At 32.6% G+C, this 16,967-nt stretch carries 9 protein-coding genes; 5 read left to right on the top strand and 4 right to left on the bottom strand.

Features of this window, described 5'->3' with window-relative positions:
• Positions 1-106 precede the first annotated feature (106 nt).
• Both GQ47_RS10005 and bshC read right to left on the bottom strand, forming a co-directional pair.
• Entirely contained in the window at positions 107-1,378 is a 1,272-nt protein-coding gene (locus tag GQ47_RS10005; RefSeq protein ID WP_035647832.1) for an acyltransferase family protein, read from the bottom strand.
• A gap of 117 nt (positions 1,379-1,495) precedes the next feature.
• The gene (bshC, locus tag GQ47_RS10000; protein ID WP_035647829.1) at positions 1,496-3,085 is read right to left on the bottom strand and encodes a bacillithiol biosynthesis cysteine-adding enzyme BshC; all 1,590 of its coding nucleotides are present in this window, start codon (positions 3,083-3,085) and stop codon (positions 1,496-1,498) included.
• 275 nt (positions 3,086-3,360) lie between these two features.
• Between bshC and GQ47_RS09995 the strand changes: the two genes are divergently transcribed.
• The 4 genes from GQ47_RS09995 (at position 3,361) to GQ47_RS09980 (ending at position 7,062) form a co-directional block, all read left to right on the top strand.
• The gene (locus tag GQ47_RS09995; protein WP_035647825.1) at positions 3,361-4,638 is read left to right on the top strand and encodes an MFS transporter; all 1,278 of its coding nucleotides are present in this window, start codon (positions 3,361-3,363) and stop codon (positions 4,636-4,638) included.
• A 100-nt stretch (positions 4,639-4,738) separates the two neighbouring features.
• The gene (locus GQ47_RS09990) at positions 4,739-4,993 is read left to right on the top strand and encodes an autorepressor SdpR family transcription factor (RefSeq protein WP_035648174.1); all 255 of its coding nucleotides are present in this window, start codon (positions 4,739-4,741) and stop codon (positions 4,991-4,993) included.
• A 3-nt stretch (positions 4,994-4,996) separates the two neighbouring features.
• On the top strand, positions 4,997-5,665 hold the full coding sequence (locus GQ47_RS09985; protein ID WP_035647822.1) for an SdpI family protein: 669 nt from the start codon (positions 4,997-4,999) through the stop codon (positions 5,663-5,665).
• Positions 5,666-5,697: 32 nt separating this feature from the next.
• On the top strand, positions 5,698-7,062 hold the full coding sequence (locus GQ47_RS09980) for an alpha/beta hydrolase family protein (RefSeq protein ID WP_035647819.1): 1,365 nt from the start codon (positions 5,698-5,700) through the stop codon (positions 7,060-7,062).
• Between the two features lie 79 nt (positions 7,063-7,141).
• Here GQ47_RS09980 and GQ47_RS09975 read toward each other — a convergent pair whose 3' ends face one another.
• Both GQ47_RS09975 and GQ47_RS09970 read right to left on the bottom strand, forming a co-directional pair.
• The gene (locus GQ47_RS09975) at positions 7,142-11,212 is read right to left on the bottom strand and encodes a DUF7948 domain-containing protein (RefSeq protein ID WP_081909337.1); all 4,071 of its coding nucleotides are present in this window, start codon (positions 11,210-11,212) and stop codon (positions 7,142-7,144) included.
• A gap of 12 nt (positions 11,213-11,224) precedes the next feature.
• Positions 11,225-14,599 carry a T9SS type B sorting domain-containing protein gene (locus GQ47_RS09970; RefSeq protein WP_035647813.1) on the bottom strand — a complete coding sequence of 1,125 codons (3,375 nt, stop codon included), beginning with the start codon at positions 14,597-14,599 and terminating at the stop codon, positions 11,225-11,227.
• A gap of 136 nt (positions 14,600-14,735) precedes the next feature.
• Here GQ47_RS09970 and GQ47_RS09965 point away from each other — a divergent pair, with 136 nt between their 5' ends.
• Complete coding sequence (locus GQ47_RS09965; RefSeq protein WP_035647810.1) at positions 14,736-16,937, top strand: B12-binding domain-containing radical SAM protein; 2,202 nt, start codon at positions 14,736-14,738, stop codon at positions 16,935-16,937.
• Positions 16,938-16,967: the final 30 nt, after the last annotated feature.

The following is a 16,967-nucleotide window of genomic DNA, read 5'->3' as shown; positions in this document are numbered from 1 at the left end:
AAATAGATTAGAATGATGTTTTGATTAAGAAAAGTATCAATTATGAATATTGCTATAAAAAAAGAGGCAGACAACCGTCCACCTCTTGATAATTTGATAAGGAAAATTACACTTTAAATATTAGTTTGTTTCTGTAGAATATCCATAAAATAAATGTCCAAATGCCTACATAAACTAATGCTCCAGCTAATGAAGCTGTCATTGGATTATTAAAAAATGGTGCAATCCAGAAGCTATACAGATAATTTAATAAGTTGATTTTTTCTGAAGGAGCATGCGGATTTTGGAATTCAATCATTACTAAAGCCTGCGGAATAATCTGTGATGTAAAAAATACAATCATTGGATTTACTCCCCAGATTAAAAACAGTTTAAATCCTTTTTTATAATCTTTAATGTCGATTATTAAATACAAAACGGTTAAAAATACTGTCGCAAGTCCTGTTGTATATAAAACATAACTGCTGGTCCAGATTGATTTGTTTATTGGGAAAACAACATCCCAAAGCAAACCAAAAAATATAAGTGCGGTTCCTGCAATACCCATTTTTTGGGCTTTTTGAATTTTAGTTATATCTAATTGCAGAATTTTTCCAATCAATAGACCAATAATTCCATTTACAATTGACGGAAGGGTACTTAAAATTCCTTCAGGATCCCAAGTTACGGTGCCTCGGTACATGTGTCCTTTTAATAAAATACCATCTAGCCACGCAGAAAGATTTGTTCCTTTATCGAGATTTGCTTCTCCAATTCCAGGAACTGGAATTAGTGTCATTAATGCCCAATATCCGAGTAACAAAACTATTCCGGTAATAATTTGCGTTTTTTGAGAAGTTTTTAAATATAAAAGCGAAACTACAAAATAGACAATTGCGATTCGTTGTAAAACTCCTGGAAGTCTGACATCTTGATAAGCTTCAATGCCACTGTATGCCAGAAATAAATAAATAATCAGAATTGAAAATGCTAAGATGTTTTTGATTTTTGAACTAAAACTTCCCATTAAAGCATAGCCAATAGCAATTGTTATGGCTAAACGCCCAATTAAAAGAGGAATTCCTTCAAGCCCAAATAACTGAATTTTTCCAAAAAAATTAAAAAAGATTCCAAGACAGAACATTCTTAAAGAACGAATCAGGATTTTGTTGAATGTGGTGTTGTCGTAGAATTTATCAGGCATTGCAAGCGGTACAGCAACTCCCATAATAAATACAAAAAATGGAAAAACTAAGTCGGTTGGCGTGCAACCGTTCCATTCGGCGTGTAGTAATGGCGGGTAAACATTGCCCCAGTCTCCGGGATTGTTGACAATTGTCATTAATAAAATAGTGAGTCCGCGAAAGACATCTAGCGAAATTAAGCGTTCTTTTACCATTGGTTTAGGGTAAATAGGTTAGTTAATAATTTTAAAAATCGCTATTTGGTTTATTGGATAATAATTTTGAGAAGATAGGTGGTTATTTAGTTCTCAGAATTATTATTTTATTGTTTTTTAAATTGTTATAATATTAAAATTCATCTCTAATGGTTTTAGTTTCTGCAATAAAAGCGGAATTAATTGTTCGCCTTTTTCCAGATAAAATTCAGAAAAATTGCTTTGACGTTCTTGTAAACTATTATTTGGGAACAATTCACATTGCAAGTCGATTACTCGTTCTAATTGATCGCTTAATTTTCTTTTTTGTGCTTTTAATAAACGTTTTTCTAAATTCTCAAGGCCTTTAGTCTGTTTTACTTCCTGAGCTTTCACGGCACCAGAAAAAGATTTATCAGTTTGATTGGCTAGATTGTAAAGATATTCAAATTGTGTTTTCAGCAATTCTTTTTGAGGTGTTAAATCAATTGGGAAAGCTGAAATTTTGTGTGTAATCGCATTTACTAGATTTTCCTGTTTGGTGAATAAATCTTTCCAGGTTAAATCTAAATTATCGGCTTTTTTAGCTTGTTTTTCTGTCGAAAGAAGAACTGAATTACGCACTAAAATTATTGGAAAAGTAATATTTACAGCATCAAAGAAAGATTTTAATTCCAACCAATACGCAATTTCTCCGCCTCCGCCAATATAACATAAATTAGGAAGAATGATTTCCTGATATAACGGACGCATAATTACATTTGGGCTGAATTTCTCTGGATTGTTTTCTAAAACTTGAAAGATTTCATCTTTAGAAAATGATATTTTGGTATTGTTAACGTGGTATTTATCGTTTTCAAAAATGATTCTTTCACGTAAATCATCTTCGATATAAAATAAATTAATTTCTCGCGGATTTACCTGAACCGTATAATCTTTTAAAGTTTCAATTGTTTTTTGAACAGCTTTGTAAGAAGTATTTTTTTCTAATTCTTCTTTTGCAAATGGAATAAAAGCACGTTTTAAATTGGCATCATCAGCATCTAAAATCACTAATCCGTAATTTGCGAACAAACTGTTGGCTAAAAAACGCGTTGCATCTGCTAGATTATCATGTTTTAAATAAGCATCTTCAAAAAGCTTTTTTAAAGTATTTGCGTTTGTATTTGACCCTAATTCTAATGAATAAATTTCGAAAAACTCCGCTAAACCTTCAGTTGAAAGTCGGCCGACAGGACCGGTGCTTTCTTTGTTCCATCTGAATTTTTTTCCTTTAAAATTAAAGTAATTAATTTCTTCAAAATCATGATCTTCGGTAGCCATCCAATAAATTGGAACAAAATTATTTGATGGGTATTTTGACTTTAATTCTTTGGTCAAATTAATTGTTGAAATGATTTTATATAAAAAATATAAAGGTCCGCTAAACAAATTTAATTGGTGGCCAGTTGTAATAGTAAAAGTATTTTCTAATGCTAAAAGTTCAATATTTTGCTTAGTTAAATCTGAAATCTCAATATTTTGATATTGTTTTTTTAGCGTTTCAACCAGAGGAATTCGATTGTTGTTGTCAAAATTGGATTGTTTTTCCTGGATTTGTTTTTCGAAATTCTCCAATGTTGGAAAATTGTTATATAAAGATTGCAGTGCTGGTTTTTGATCTAAATAATCTTGTATCAAGGTAGAGAAATATCCTGAATTTTGATAGCTGATACAGTCGGTAGGCATAATTTTAGATTTATTTTTGATAGCTGTAAATTTAATGAAAATATACAGTTAAAAACGTTTTTAACGATTGCTTATGATTTGATTTTTTGTTAATGATTTTTAAACTTCATAAAATCAGGTTTTTAAATTTGGATAAAATGGCAGTTTGTAAAATGTAAAAACACATTGAATTTGTTAAAAAGCAATTGATGTTCTGAAAGTATTTTGGTTAAATGTAAATTATTAATAATGAAACTATATTTTTGTAATCAAAAAAAAAGTTATATCTATTTTACATGAAAACTAGCCCTGATCAGAAAAACTCTTTAAAACATGTTCTTTTTGGAAGCCTTATAGGTACCACAATTGAATTTTTTGATTTTTATATTTATGCCAATGCAGCAGTATTGGTTTTTCCACAATTATTTTTCCCTAGTGCTGATTCAACAATGGCGACTCTGCAATCTTTAGCAACTTTTTCAATCGCTTTTTTATCGCGCCCTTTAGGTTCCGCTTTTTTTGGACATTATGGGGATAAAATTGGGCGTAAATTTACCTTAGTTGCAGCGTTATTAACTATGGGAATTTCTACGGTTGCAATTGGATTTTTGCCAAGTCATGCCAGTATTGGTATTGCAGCTCCTTTATTATTGATGTTATGTCGTTTCGGACAAGGTGTTGGTTTAGGAGGAGAGTGGGGCGGAGCTGTTTTATTGGCAATTGAAAATGCACCACCAAATAAACGAGCGTGGTATGGAATGTTTCCTCAATTAGGCGCTCCAATTGGATTGCTGCTTTCAGGCGGAACTTTTTTACTGCTTACTGATTCAATGAGTAATGAAGATTTTATGAATTATGGCTGGAGAATTCCATTTATTGCGAGTTCGCTTTTAGTTGTTGTTGGGTTTTATATCAGAACAAAAATTAGTGAAACTCCTTCATTTGAAAATTCTAAAAAAGAACATGAGGAAGTAAAAGTTCCATTTTTGGCTTTGGTTAAATCGTATAAAAATCAACTTATTTTTGGAACATTTTGCGCTATTACAACTTTTCTAGTTTTTTATCTAATGACTGTTTTTACCTTGAGTTGGGCAACCTCAGATTTAGGAATTGTGAAAAGAGACGGATTGTTAATTCAATTATTTTCGGTATTGTTTTTTGCTATTTTCATTCCAGTTTCGGCTGTGGTTGCTGATAAAATTGGTCGTCGTAAAATGCTTATTTTTGCCACAATAGCAATTGCTATTTTCGGATTTTTCTTTTCTTATTTTTTAAGTACTGGAAATATTACTCTGGTTACTATTTTTGCTTGTATCGGAATGGCTTTAATGGGTTTTACTTATGGTCCGTTGGGAACTTTTCTTTCAGAGTTGTTTCCAACGAATGTTCGTTATTCTGGAGCTTCTTTAACTTTTAATTTGGCGGGAATTTTAGGAGCTGCTTTTGCGCCTATGATAGCAATTTGGCTGGCATCAACTTATAGTGTGAGTTACGTAGGGTTGTATTTGACAACGGCTGCTTGTATCTCTTTATTTTCATTCTTGGTAATTAGTAAAGAAGAGCACAAATTTTAAAGAATATTTATAAATATTAAAAAAGCAGTAATGTAAAAAATTACTGCTTTTTTTTTGTCAATTAAAAAAGTATTTAGATATTTGTCTAAATATATAAATGATGAATGAGATTTTTAAAGCATTAAATGATGCAACCCGTAGAGAGATTCTTGAACTGTTGAAGCAGAAAGATTTGACAGCGGGAGAAATTGCTGATGCTTTTAATATTTCGAAACCTAGTATTTCTCATCATTTAGATATTTTAAAACGAGCCGATTTAATTACATCCGAGAAAAAAGGGCAATTCATTATTTACTCCATTAATACCACAATAATGGAAGATGTTTTGCAATGGGTACTAACTTTTAAGAAATAAAAAATGAATTTAGAATTTAAAAAAGAGCTTCCAATTATTGGAATTGTTCTGATTCCGTTTGCGTATTTGGCTTTTATTTGGAACAGTCTTCCAGAAAGAGTTCCAGTTCACTGGAATATGAACGGAGAAATTGATAGTTGGGGAAATAAGTCTTTTCTGGTTGTAATAGTTTTTATCCTTCCTGTATTAATGTATGCTGTAATGTTCGCTGCAGCAAAATTAGATCCTAAAAAAAGGATTTCTTTAATGGGAAAAAAGTTTTATAAACTGAAGTTTTTTATGGTTTCGTTTATGTCTTTACTAGCTGTATTTCTTCTATATGTTTCAAAAAATCAGTCGGCTTCAAATCCAAATTTGATGTATATTCTAGTAGGGATTCTGTTGATGGTAATGGGAAATTATTTTAAAGTGATTCAACCCAATTATTTTATCGGAATCAGAACACCTTGGACACTCGAAAGTCAGGAAGTTTGGAAAGCTACACATACATTTGCCGGGAAGCTTTGGTTTTTTGGTGGTTTGATTATCATCGTTGGCGGTATCATTTTTTCAGGCTTTATTTTTGCAAAAGCTTTTGTTGGCATTGGTTTTACTTTAGCTTTTGTACCAGTTGCATACTCTTTCATCAAATTTAAACAATTGGAGAAAAACCAAAAAAATCACAATTCTTAATTATTAATAATACCTTATTTATTTCAATAAAAATGATAAAAACAATACTTATTATAATTACGGCTTTACTTTCTTTTATACTGAACGGGCAAGAAATTGCAGGACAATGGAACGGACTTTTAAAGGTGCCGGGAACTCAATTAAGAGTTGTGTTTCATGTCAATAAAACGGAAGCAGGATATAGTGCGACAATGGATAGTCCGGATCAGAAAGTTACAGGAATTCCTATGGAAAAAGCTTCTTTTGATAATTCTATTTTAAAATTAGAAATGCCAAAGGCGCAAATTTCTTACGAAGGAATTTTGAATAAAGACGATATCATTGTTGGAAAATTTACGCAACGAGGACAATCTACCGAACTTAATTTATCTAAGGAAATTATTCAGAAACAAGTTTATGCAAGACCTCAGGAACCTCAAAAACCGTATCCGTATTATACTGAAGATGTGAAATTCGAAAATAAAACAGATAAAGTGGTTTTAGCAGGAACATTGTCCCTTCCTAAAAAAGAAGGCAATTTTCCGGCTGTAATTTTGATTTCTGGAAGTGGAGGACAAAATAGAGATGGAGAAACTTTAGGGCACAAACCATTTTTGGTTTTAGCCGATTTTTTGACCAAAAAAGGATTTGCTGTATTGCGTTTTGATGATCGCGGTGTTGAACAATCTACAGGAGATATTTCAAAATCCACAACTGCTGATTTTGCAAGAGATGTTCAGGCTGGAGTTGATTATTTGCAAACCAGAAAGGAAATTAATAAAAATAAAATTGGATTAATTGGTCATAGTGAAGGTGGAGTAATTGCTCCAATTGTTGCTGGAAATTCAAAGGCAATTGATTTTATTGTTTTGTTGGCAGGACCAGGACTTCGTGGAGATAAATTACTGCTTTTGCAAAAAGAAGCGGTTGAAAGAGTAAGTGGAGTTCCAGAAAGTGATATTCAAAAAGCACAGGAAATTTTTAGAGGTGCTTATGATATCATTCTTGTATCTAAAACAAATGATGAAAATTTGAAAAAAGATGTTACGACTTATTTTGCATCAAAATATAATGAAGAAATTGCAAAATCTTTAACGCCACAATTTACAAATAATTGGATGTATTATTTTTTAAAAATGGATCCAGCAGTAAATTTAGCAAAAGTAAAATGCCCAGTTTTGGCCCTTAACGGCAGCAAAGATATACAAGTTCCTGCAACTGTTGATTTAGAAGCTATTGAAAAAACGTTGCTGAAAGCAGGAAATAAAAATGTAACAACAAAAGAACTTCCTAATTTAAATCATCTTTTTCAAGAGTCAAAAACAGGTTCTCCTGAAGAATATGAAAAAATTGAACAGACTTTTTCGTCTTTGGCTTTAGAAGAAATATCAAACTGGCTGATGGTACAAACGAAATAGATAAATTTTCGGTGTATGAATTGAAGTTCGCATTGATCTAAATTTTCTATTTAAATCAATGCGAACTTTGTTATTTAATTTATCTTTTCAAACTAAAATGACCTTTAAATTCTGTTCCATTTAATCTTGTAACAATAAACCAGTAATCAGATGCTGGCTGTTCTTGTCCAAGATAATTTCCATCCCATGAAGTATTTTTATTTAGTTCTTTAATGAATTTTCCATAGCGATTAAAAATTTTGATTCCAGTATTTGGAGCCAAATATGAAAAATCTATTGTCCAATAATCATTATATCCGTCACCATTTGGGGTAAAGAATTTCGGAAAAGGGAGTTCGTCAACAAAATTAATGCAATTACTTGTTGTTGCTTCTAAAACTGATATTGTAACAGGAATTCGGTCACTTTCACAATTATTTATTGTTTCTAAAGCATAATAAGTCATCCCGTTTTCAAGCAAAGTTGATTCGGACAAACTTATTGTCGAAGTTGGGCTTTCAAACCATTTTATGTTTTCTCCGGAGATATTGATGTCACTGATTTTTGCTTTCTGCTGAATGCAAAATGTTTGCGGCGAATCGGCAATTGGATTTTGAGTGTCCTGAATTTTTACGGTAACGGCAAATCTTACGCTTTCGCAATTGTTTAATGTTTGAGTTGCGTAGTAAATTTTATTTTGCAATAAAGTAGTTGTTGGCAAAAGTGCTCCGTTTGTTGCTGAATCATACCATTTTATATTTGTTCCAGTAATATTTAGATTCGCAATTGCAGCATTTTCATCAATACAAAAAAGTTGGCTATTATTTCCAGAAGGCATTGCAGTATTGTAAACATGAACTAAAACGGGAATTCTGTCACTTTCACACCCAATAGTCTGCGATGCGTAATACGTTCTGTTGTTTTCCAATAAAGTTGTGTTTGGCAAAGTTGATGCTGACATTGCAGTATCGAACCATTTTATGTTTTGTCCAGAAATTTGAATATTGTTTAATGCTGCATTTTCGCTTTTACAGAATGTCTGATTTGCATTTGCAGTAGGAGCAGACGGAGTATTTACAATCGAAATAGTAACTCCAAATCTCGGGCCTTCGCAACCATTTACAGTTTGTGAGGCATAATATGTTTTTCCGTTAACAAGATTTGTTGTTTCTGATAATAAAGAACCATTAATCTGTGCATCATACCATTTTATCGTGGTTCCAGTAACTTGAATATTGCCGATTGTTGGATTTTGGCCTGTGCAAAAGGGCTGGTTTGTATTTCCTGTTGGCGCAGAAGTGACTTGGATATTAATGGTAACTGGAATTCTACTGCTTTCGCAACCGTTTATAGTTTGTGAAGCATAATAGGTTGCCTTATCTTGAGCTACAGTTGTAGGTGAAACAAGTGTTCCATTTGTTAAGTTACTATACCATTTTATGTTTTGACCCGTTATTTGAATTTCATTTAAAGTTGCATTTTGCTGCACACAAAAAATTTGTGGAGAATTTGCTGTTGGTAATGGCTGACTTGTAATGGTGACAGTTTGGTTTTGCATAGATGAATTTCCATTTCCATCACTGTAATTCCATACAATGGTGTAAGTTCCTGGTAAAGCATAAGACAACGGACTTGTGGTTGTTGCATTGATTACTCCTGCACAAGCGTCATTGGCTGTTGGAATTGTTGTTACTGTTGTGCTACAATCACCAGTTATAGTTGGAAGTGTTGCTAAAACAGGAATTGGAGCTTCTATGTCGCCAATTAAGACATTGATTTTTCCTGTACCGTCACAACCACCTGTTCCTGTAACTAAACAGCTATATTCTCCACTATTAGATGTAGTTGCATTTGGTATTGTGGGATTTTGATCTGTAGATGTAAAACCATTTGGTCCAGTCCATAAATAATTAGTTCCTCCGGAGGCTTTTAATTCTAATGTTTTGCCAATGCAGATTGGGGAGTTGCTTGATATCATTGTTAGTAATTCGCAATCTTGAAATTGAGCAATAAAAATATCAATAAATCCGCCTCCATTTTCTTTGTGAGTTCCAGGAGTGCTTAAATCTTTTGAGTCATCATAAATAGTACGACCCGACACTGCAATTTTTCCAGCTGAGTAATCAATGCTTTTTAGCCAATCACCTCCTTTTCCACCATAATAAGTACTCCAGTTTAACTCTCCATTTGTTGAGAATTTTGTGATAAAGCCATCAGGTCCACTTTTAATAATGTTTTGGAAAGAATTTGGAGTAGTGATATTTTTCTCGCTGTCTGTGTAACCAATTAGGTAAATATTACCTTCTGGTGAAATGAAACAATTTGTCCCAGAATCGGTATAAAGTGTAGAATTATCTCCAAAATAAGTTCCCCATTCTCTAAAGCCATTAGAATTAAATTTTGCGATGAAAGCATCTTGGCCACCCGCATTTTGTGATGTTTTAAATGCTCCTGCGGTAGAAATACCATTTAAACTTTTTGTGGTACCAATTATATATACATTATTTAAATTGTCGCAGCCAATTCCTTCTATCAGATCTGAATTTTCAGACGTGTCTGTTGCGCTTTTATCTCCGCCATAGTATGTACTCCAAAGTTTTGTAAAATGAGAGTCAAATTTTATTAAATATCCATCCACTGAATTTTGGGTTGTTTTAAAAGCTCCGGGTGTTGAAATATTTGGATAATAGTTAAAGAAATCATCTACATATTTATTTCCGGCAAAAAAGACATTGTTGTTCTGGTCTATTGCACAATGTTTAATTACGACAGGAAAATAACTGCCATACAATCTATTTCCATCTTTGTCGAATTTGGCAAAAAATCCTGAATACAAATCTGGAGAAGCATTTAATGTTTCCTGATAACTATTTGGAGTAGCTATTCCTTCAAGACTATGAGTTTCTCCGGCTATTATTATGTTTTCATTATGATCTAAAGAAATTGCATCAGCGCGCTCAAAATTCTTCCCTCCAAAATAAGTTCCCCAAATTCTTTGACCATTTGAATCAAATTTCATTAATAGAGCATCTGTAGAATCTAAAGTTTCTTTATAAGAATTTGGAGTTGAAAGTACTCCTGAGGATGCATATCCTGTTACATACATTTCATTTTGCGAATTAATTTTAGCACCTTGTATTCCGGCTCCATTCAAATAAGTAGCCCAAACTCTTACTCCATTTGAGTTTAACTTTACCATAAAAGCGGAATTAAAAGTAGTTTTTGTAGATTGAAAAGAACCGTTTGTAGCAATTCCGGTGGCACTTTCGGTCGATCCTGTAAAGATAGTATTTCCTAAACTGTCAAAATTAATAGAATTGGGTTGGTCAGTTGCATATACAGCTCCATAATATGTTCCCCAAAGTCTTATTGGAACAGGATCAATAACAATTGTTTTACCATTTACAGAATTAGAAGAACTAAATCCATAAACATTTTTCTTAATCTTAGTATATCCAACTTCAATCTCTTTTTTATTTCCACCATCCTCAATCCAGCTTGCAGGAAGTGTTTCCTCCATTTTTCCAAAACGAACATTCATTTGGATTTTGTTGTCAACCAAATCTGTTTCAGCGCCATTAAATTTTAATTGAATGTCTGATATTTTTCCTTTCGGATGAATAACAAAATTGTATTCAACAATTTTTTGAGGATCAGCTGGAATTGTAAAAACAGCATCAATATTTGGATAAATGTTTTTATAAGTAACTTGTTTGAATTGGTAAACGCCAGTAATTCCGTCTGGTTTATTCGGAACATTATAATAATTGTCAAAATCAGAAGATTTCTGCTCTGCTATCAATTCAACTTTAGAATTTGAATTAACAAAGTCAATATCAATTCTGTGAAAAGTATATTCTAATTTAAAATCTTCTTTTTCTTCTTTTTTATTGTCACGAAAGTGAGAAGAATTTTCTCGTTCATTTCTGGGATCAGTTGGTTGTGTTATTGGAGTTTTTTTTACTTCATAAACATCATACGAAAATCCATTTTTCTTCAAATGAACATTTAAACCATTAGAACTTAATAAATATAAAACAGAAGTATTCAGCTTTCCTTTTTGATCAATAATCTGACCTTTATTCTCTTTGAAACCAATAGATTGATTCTTGGTTTGAGAAAACACAGGCATAAAAAGTAATAAGAGTAAAAAAGTATATATGCGTTTCATTAGTTGTTTTTCTTATCTTTTAAGAGCAAAATGTCCTCTAAATTCTTTGCCGTTTGCTCGGGTAACAATAAACCAATAATCTGATGCTGGTTCCTGCTGACCAAGATAATTTCCATCCCAAGCAGTATTATTATTTAGCTCTTTAATTAATTTTCCATAACGATCAAATATTCTGATTCCAGTATTTGGTGCTAAATAAGCAAAATCCATCGTCCAATTATCATTATAACCGTCACCATTTGGAGTAAAGAATTTTGGAAAAGGAAGCTCATCAACAAAATTGATGCAATTGCCCGCCGTTGCTTCAAGAATATTGATGATGATCGGAATTCTCTCGCTTTCACAATCATTTATAGTTTCTGAAGCATAATATGTAATTCCGTTTTCAAGCAAAATTGATTCCGGCAGACTTATTGATGAAGTGGGGCTTTCGAACCATTTTATGTTTTCGCCAGAAATATTAATATCACTGATTTTTGCTTTCTGCTGAATACAGAAAGTTTGTGGCGAGTCGGCAATTGGATTTTGAGTATCCTGAATTTTTACGGTAACAGCAAATCGTTCACTTTCGCAATTGTTTAATGTTTGGGTCGCGTAGTAAATTTTATTTTGTAATAAAGTCGTATTTGGTAAAATAGTTCCATTTGTTGCCGAATCATACCATTTTAAGCTTGTTCCAGTAACAGCGAGATTTGCAATTGTTGCGTTTTCATCAATGCAAAAAAGTTGGCTATTATTTCCAGTAGGCAATGTCGTATCATAAACATGAACTAAAACAGGAGTTCTGTCACTTTCACATCCAACAGTCTGCGATGCGTAATAAGTTCTATTGTTTTCTAACAAAGTTGTGCTTGGTAGAGTTGAGGCAGACATTGCTGTATCAAACCATTTTATATTTTGCCCTGAAATTTGGATAGTATTCAGCGTTGCATTTTCATTTTTGCAGAATGATTGAGTAGCATTTGCTGTTGGTGCAGAAGGTGTATTTACAACCGAAACAGTTATTCCAAATCTCGGTCCTTCGCAATTATTTATAGTTTGTGAAGCATAATACGTTTTGCCGTTTACAAGATTTGTAGTTCCGGCTAATAGAGAACCATTTGTTAAAGCGTCATACCATTTTACTGAAGTTCCGGTGATTTGAATATTAGCAATTGTTGGATTTTGGCTTGAACAAAATGGCTGATTTGCATTTCCTGTTGGTGCCAACGTATTTTGAATATGAATTAAAACTGCTGTTCTATCGCTTTCACAACCGTTAATGGTTTGTGATGCATAATAAGTTGCTCCATTTTGTAATGGTGTTGTATTTGGCAAAAGTGACCCCGTCGTTAAGGCATCGTACCATTTTATGTTTTGACCTGTCAAGTTTATGCTATTTAAGGTTGCATTTTCCTGAATACAAAAAGATTGTGGGGTAGCAATAGTTAATTTTGAAGGTTTAGTTTTTGTGTAAAGCTTTAAATCTTTTTCTTGGAAGCATGTCGGATTGCCTGCAAAATAAGTTTTTACCTTTATAATTTCTTCATTTTTAACGGTATTCGAATAAGGATTTGGAAGCGGACTAGGTAATAAAGCTCCATTTTGATTTGTATATTCTACAATCAAATTAAACTGATTCCCAATGACAATGTTATTTATATTGGAAGTGTCAAAAGAATTTGAATATCCTGATCCTGCAATTGTTTCACAAGCATAAATCGGATCTAAATTGAAATCATTGGGGATATTTGTTATTGTAATTTTCTTTTGTAAGGTCTGAGTTTCAGACCCGCATTGGATAATAGCAGAAACATTGTATATTCCAGGGGCTGTAAATTGATGTTGAGGATTATTAATTGTGGCAGTATTATTTGTTGTGGAATTAGGATCGTCAAAGTTCCATAATACGGAATCAAATGTGCCTTTCACTTCGAAATTTGTAACTGAATTTATACAGGTATTTTCAGCTAATATTTCACCAGAGGAAGAAGTTGAATCGAATTTAAGTTTGTAAAGTAGTCCATTTGATTCTCCATTTCCACTATTGCCATAAATAACAGAATTATTAATTGTTAACGGTTCACTTTGAAAATTTGAAGTTATGAATAAATTATCTCCGTCAAATTTAATAGGTCCAGCGGCGTCGAGAGAAAGGCCGTTAGTATAATGATTTGTGCCAGATGATTTTAAAATGTATTCAGGTTCAAAAGCATCTAAGTTCATTTTAAAAAGAACTAATTCTTCATTATAGTAATAAGAATTTCCACCTCCATTAAAAGTTCGTGACTCAATAATTTTTCCTGGAAAGCGCATAATCCCCGAAAAACTTGACAAAATAAATAATTCATTATTTTTTTCTGTCATGAATGATTTGTTAAGACTAAGTGGACGACCATTTGCCTCTCCAGGATATTCTAATTGTGAATTATTGTTAATCTGCTTAAAGTGTTCAAGATTTCCATTTGAAGTATTAAACTCAGTTAAAATAGATTGAAACAAACCATTACTTGGAGAGTTGGTTGTAAAATCATTGCCTAAAATATTTACAGTTCTATCGAAACAACCCCATAAATATAATTTGTCATTTATAGGATTATAATGGAGTATGGTTGGTCTGTATGATGTTTTATTGGTTATATTTCCATTATTAGAAATTTCTTTTTCCCATACAATATTTAAATTTGAGTTAACTTTGAAAATACCGGAATAAGTAATATTTGGATCTGTTTTAGCAAAATAAATATTGCCATTTTTATCAATTTCAGAGGTTTTTACAATATCCTGATTTGCTCCATATTTTTTCGCATCAATTAAATTTCCTGCAACATCAAATTTTGCAACAAATGCGCGTCCATAATAAGCGTTGTCGGCTAATGGAATTTCATTATTAATATTGATAGCGTAATTGAATGAACCAGCAACATAAATGTAACCATTGTTATAGAAAATGTTTTTTGCTAAATTGTTCATAGGACCAATTTTACGATTCCAGACAATATCTCCATTAGAGGAAATTTTATAGAGTGTTACACCAAAATAAAAATCGAAACCATAAAGATTATATGGTTCTACTCCATTATTATAATTTGAGCCTAAAGTTTCTTTAACTAAAACATATGAATTTCCCTGATCATCCACGGTAAAATAATCAGCACCTGTCCATTCTGGAAACTCTTTTTTCCAAATTAAATTACAATTTAGATCATATTTATAAAGCCCCGATCTATCTGTTTTATTAGCTCCAGACAAACTTGTCGCTATAGTAACATAAACAGCATTATTTGTTTTTTCTAAATCAAAAACAGCTCCACCAGTCCAGCCTGCATATATTTTTGCACAATCAAAACATTGGCTTTGCATTAAAAAAGAAGAAAGAAGAAAAATAAAAAGTAATTTTTGTTTCATTTAAAATGATTTGGATTGTCGCAAATGTAATTAATTATCTACAAAATAAACCCAAAAAATCAAAATGGCAACAACCAGAATCTTTTCCTGAAAAAGTCCTTAATAACCCGTATTTTTGCAGAAAAATAATTCCCTTTTGAAAACGAAACTTTTTGTAATTACACCTCCATTTACGCAACTGAATACTCCGTATCCGGCGACGGCGTATATAAAAGGTTTTTTAAACACCAAAAATATAGAATCCGCTCAGGCAGATTTAGGTATTGATGTGATTTTGGAATTGTTTTCGAAAAAAGGGCTTTTGGATTTGTTTCAAGTTTCAAGTTTCAGGTTTCAAGTTGACTCTGAAATCTCAGATAATTCTAAAAGAATTTTTGCTCTTCAAGATGAATATGTAAAAACAATTGATTCTGTAATTCAATTTCTGCAAGGGAAAAATCCAACATTGGCTTTACAAATTTGTCAGGAGGATTTTCTTCCGGAAGCTTCTCGTTTTGCACAATTAGAAGAACTCGATTGGGCTTTTGGAACAATGGGAACGCAGGATAAAGCAAAACATTTGGCGACTTTATATCTTGAAGATATCTCTGATTTTATTGTTGAATGTGTCGACGACAATTTTGGCTTCAGCCGATATGCTGAACGTTTGGGCCGAAGCGCAAATTCTTTTGATGAATTATACGAAGCGCTTCAGCAGCAACCAACTTATATTGATTCGATTTTAATTTCACTTTTGAAAACTAAAATCGAAACTGTAAAACCAACATTTTTTTTAATTTCAGTTCCTTTTCCAGGAAATTTATACAGCGCTTTTCGATGTGCACAATGGGTCAAACAAAATCATCCGGAAATTAAGATTTCAATGGGTGGCGGTTTCCCAAATACCGAATTACGCTCGCTTTCAGATAAACGTGTTTTTGAGTTTTTTGATTTCATCACTTTAGACGATGGTGAAGTTCCGATTGAAGAATTAATTTTCAATTTAGAAAATCCAAATTCCAATTCTTTTAAAAGAACATTTTTGTTAGAAAATGGAGAAGTAGTTTACAAAAACAATTCTTTAAAACACGATTATAAACAATCACAAGTTGGAACGCCTGATTATTCAGATTTGCCTTTGGATAAATACATTTCGGTTATCGAAATCGTAAATCCAATGCATAGAATGTGGAGCGACGGACGCTGGAATAAACTCACAATGGCGCATGGCTGTTATTGGGGAAAATGTACTTTCTGTGATATTTCTTTAGATTACATAAAAGTGTACGAGCCCGTTGCAGCAAGTTTGCTTTGTGACCGAATGGAGGAATTAATAGAGCAAACAGGACAAAACGGATTCCATTTTGTTGATGAAGCTGCTCCGCCGGCATTAATGCGTGCTGTGGCGCTTGAAATCTTAAAACGAAAATTAGCAGTAACCTGGTGGACGAATATTCGTTTTGAAAAAAGCTTTTCAAAAGACTTGTGCTTATTACTGAAAGCTTCCGGTTGTATAGCCGTTTCTGGAGGTTTAGAAGTTGCATCAGACCGATTACTGAAATTAATCGATAAAGGCGTAACAGTTGAACAAGTTGCAAAAGTTACCCGAAATTTTACTGAAGCCGGAATTATGGTGCATGCCTATTTGATGTACGGTTATCCTACACAAACGATTCAGGAAACAGTTGACAGTCTTGAAATGGTGCGTCAATTGTTTGAAGCGGGCGTTTTACAATCAGGATTTTGGCATCAGTTTGCACTTACGGCGCATAGTCCGGTTGGATTATATCCGGAGAAATTCGGCGTGACTAAAAAGACAGAAGCAATTGGAACTTTTGCTAATAATGATATTGATTACACAGATTCAACAGGAATCAATCACGATAAATTTAGTTTCGGATTAAAGAAATCACTTTTTAATTTCATGCACGGAATCTGCTTTGATTACGAACTGCAGGATTGGTTCGATTTTAAAATTCCGAAAACAAAAATCCATCCCGATTTTATTTTTAATGCTTTAGAAGAGCAAAATGATTTCAGTACAAAACCAAATGCAAAAGTAGTTTGGCTTGGAGGAAAACCATCAGCTGAAATTTTTACAAAATCCAAAAAAGGCAAAAGTTGGGAAATGATGTCGCTGACTTTTCATGATAAAAAAGAAAGTTTTGCCATTCAAACCAGCAAAGATGAAGGCGAATGGCTACTTTCTATTTTGAGAAATATTTCAGTTTCAGCGACTAAAAATTATACTTTTCAGGAAGTGAAAAATGATTTCGAAACGCAATTGGAAGATTTTGAATTGTTTTGGTATTCAAAACCTGTAAATACGTTGCGGGAATTTGGATTGCTTGTTTTGTAATTTTAAGAATTTTCTTATTTTTATTGAAAT

The sequence above is a fragment of the Flavobacterium sp. ASV13 genome, assembly GCF_000745775.1.
GTDB lineage: Bacteria > Bacteroidota > Bacteroidia > Flavobacteriales > Flavobacteriaceae > Flavobacterium.
This window is presented reverse-complemented; position numbering and strand designations above follow the sequence as displayed.

What these genes read in the sequence shown, in the direction of transcription:
- GQ47_RS09985 (WP_035647822.1), top strand. Translation starts at nt 4,997, where the DNA reads ATGAATTTAGAATTTAAAAAAGAGCTTCCAATTATTGGAATTGTTCTG.
- GQ47_RS09980 (WP_035647819.1), top strand. Translation starts at nt 5,698, where the DNA reads ATGATAAAAACAATACTTATTATAATTACGGCTTTACTTTCTTTTATA.
- GQ47_RS10005 (WP_035647832.1), bottom strand. Translation starts at nt 1,378, where the DNA reads ATGGTAAAAGAACGCTTAATTTCGCTAGATGTCTTTCGCGGACTCACT.
- GQ47_RS09990 (WP_035648174.1), top strand. Translation starts at nt 4,739, where the DNA reads ATGAATGAGATTTTTAAAGCATTAAATGATGCAACCCGTAGAGAGATT.
- GQ47_RS09975 (WP_081909337.1), bottom strand. Translation starts at nt 11,212, where the DNA reads ATGAAACGCATATATACTTTTTTACTCTTATTACTTTTTATGCCTGTG.
- GQ47_RS09970 (WP_035647813.1), bottom strand. Translation starts at nt 14,599, where the DNA reads ATGAAACAAAAATTACTTTTTATTTTTCTTCTTTCTTCTTTTTTAATG.
- GQ47_RS09995 (WP_035647825.1), top strand. Translation starts at nt 3,361, where the DNA reads ATGAAAACTAGCCCTGATCAGAAAAACTCTTTAAAACATGTTCTTTTT.
- bshC (WP_035647829.1), bottom strand. Translation starts at nt 3,085, where the DNA reads ATGCCTACCGACTGTATCAGCTATCAAAATTCAGGATATTTCTCTACC.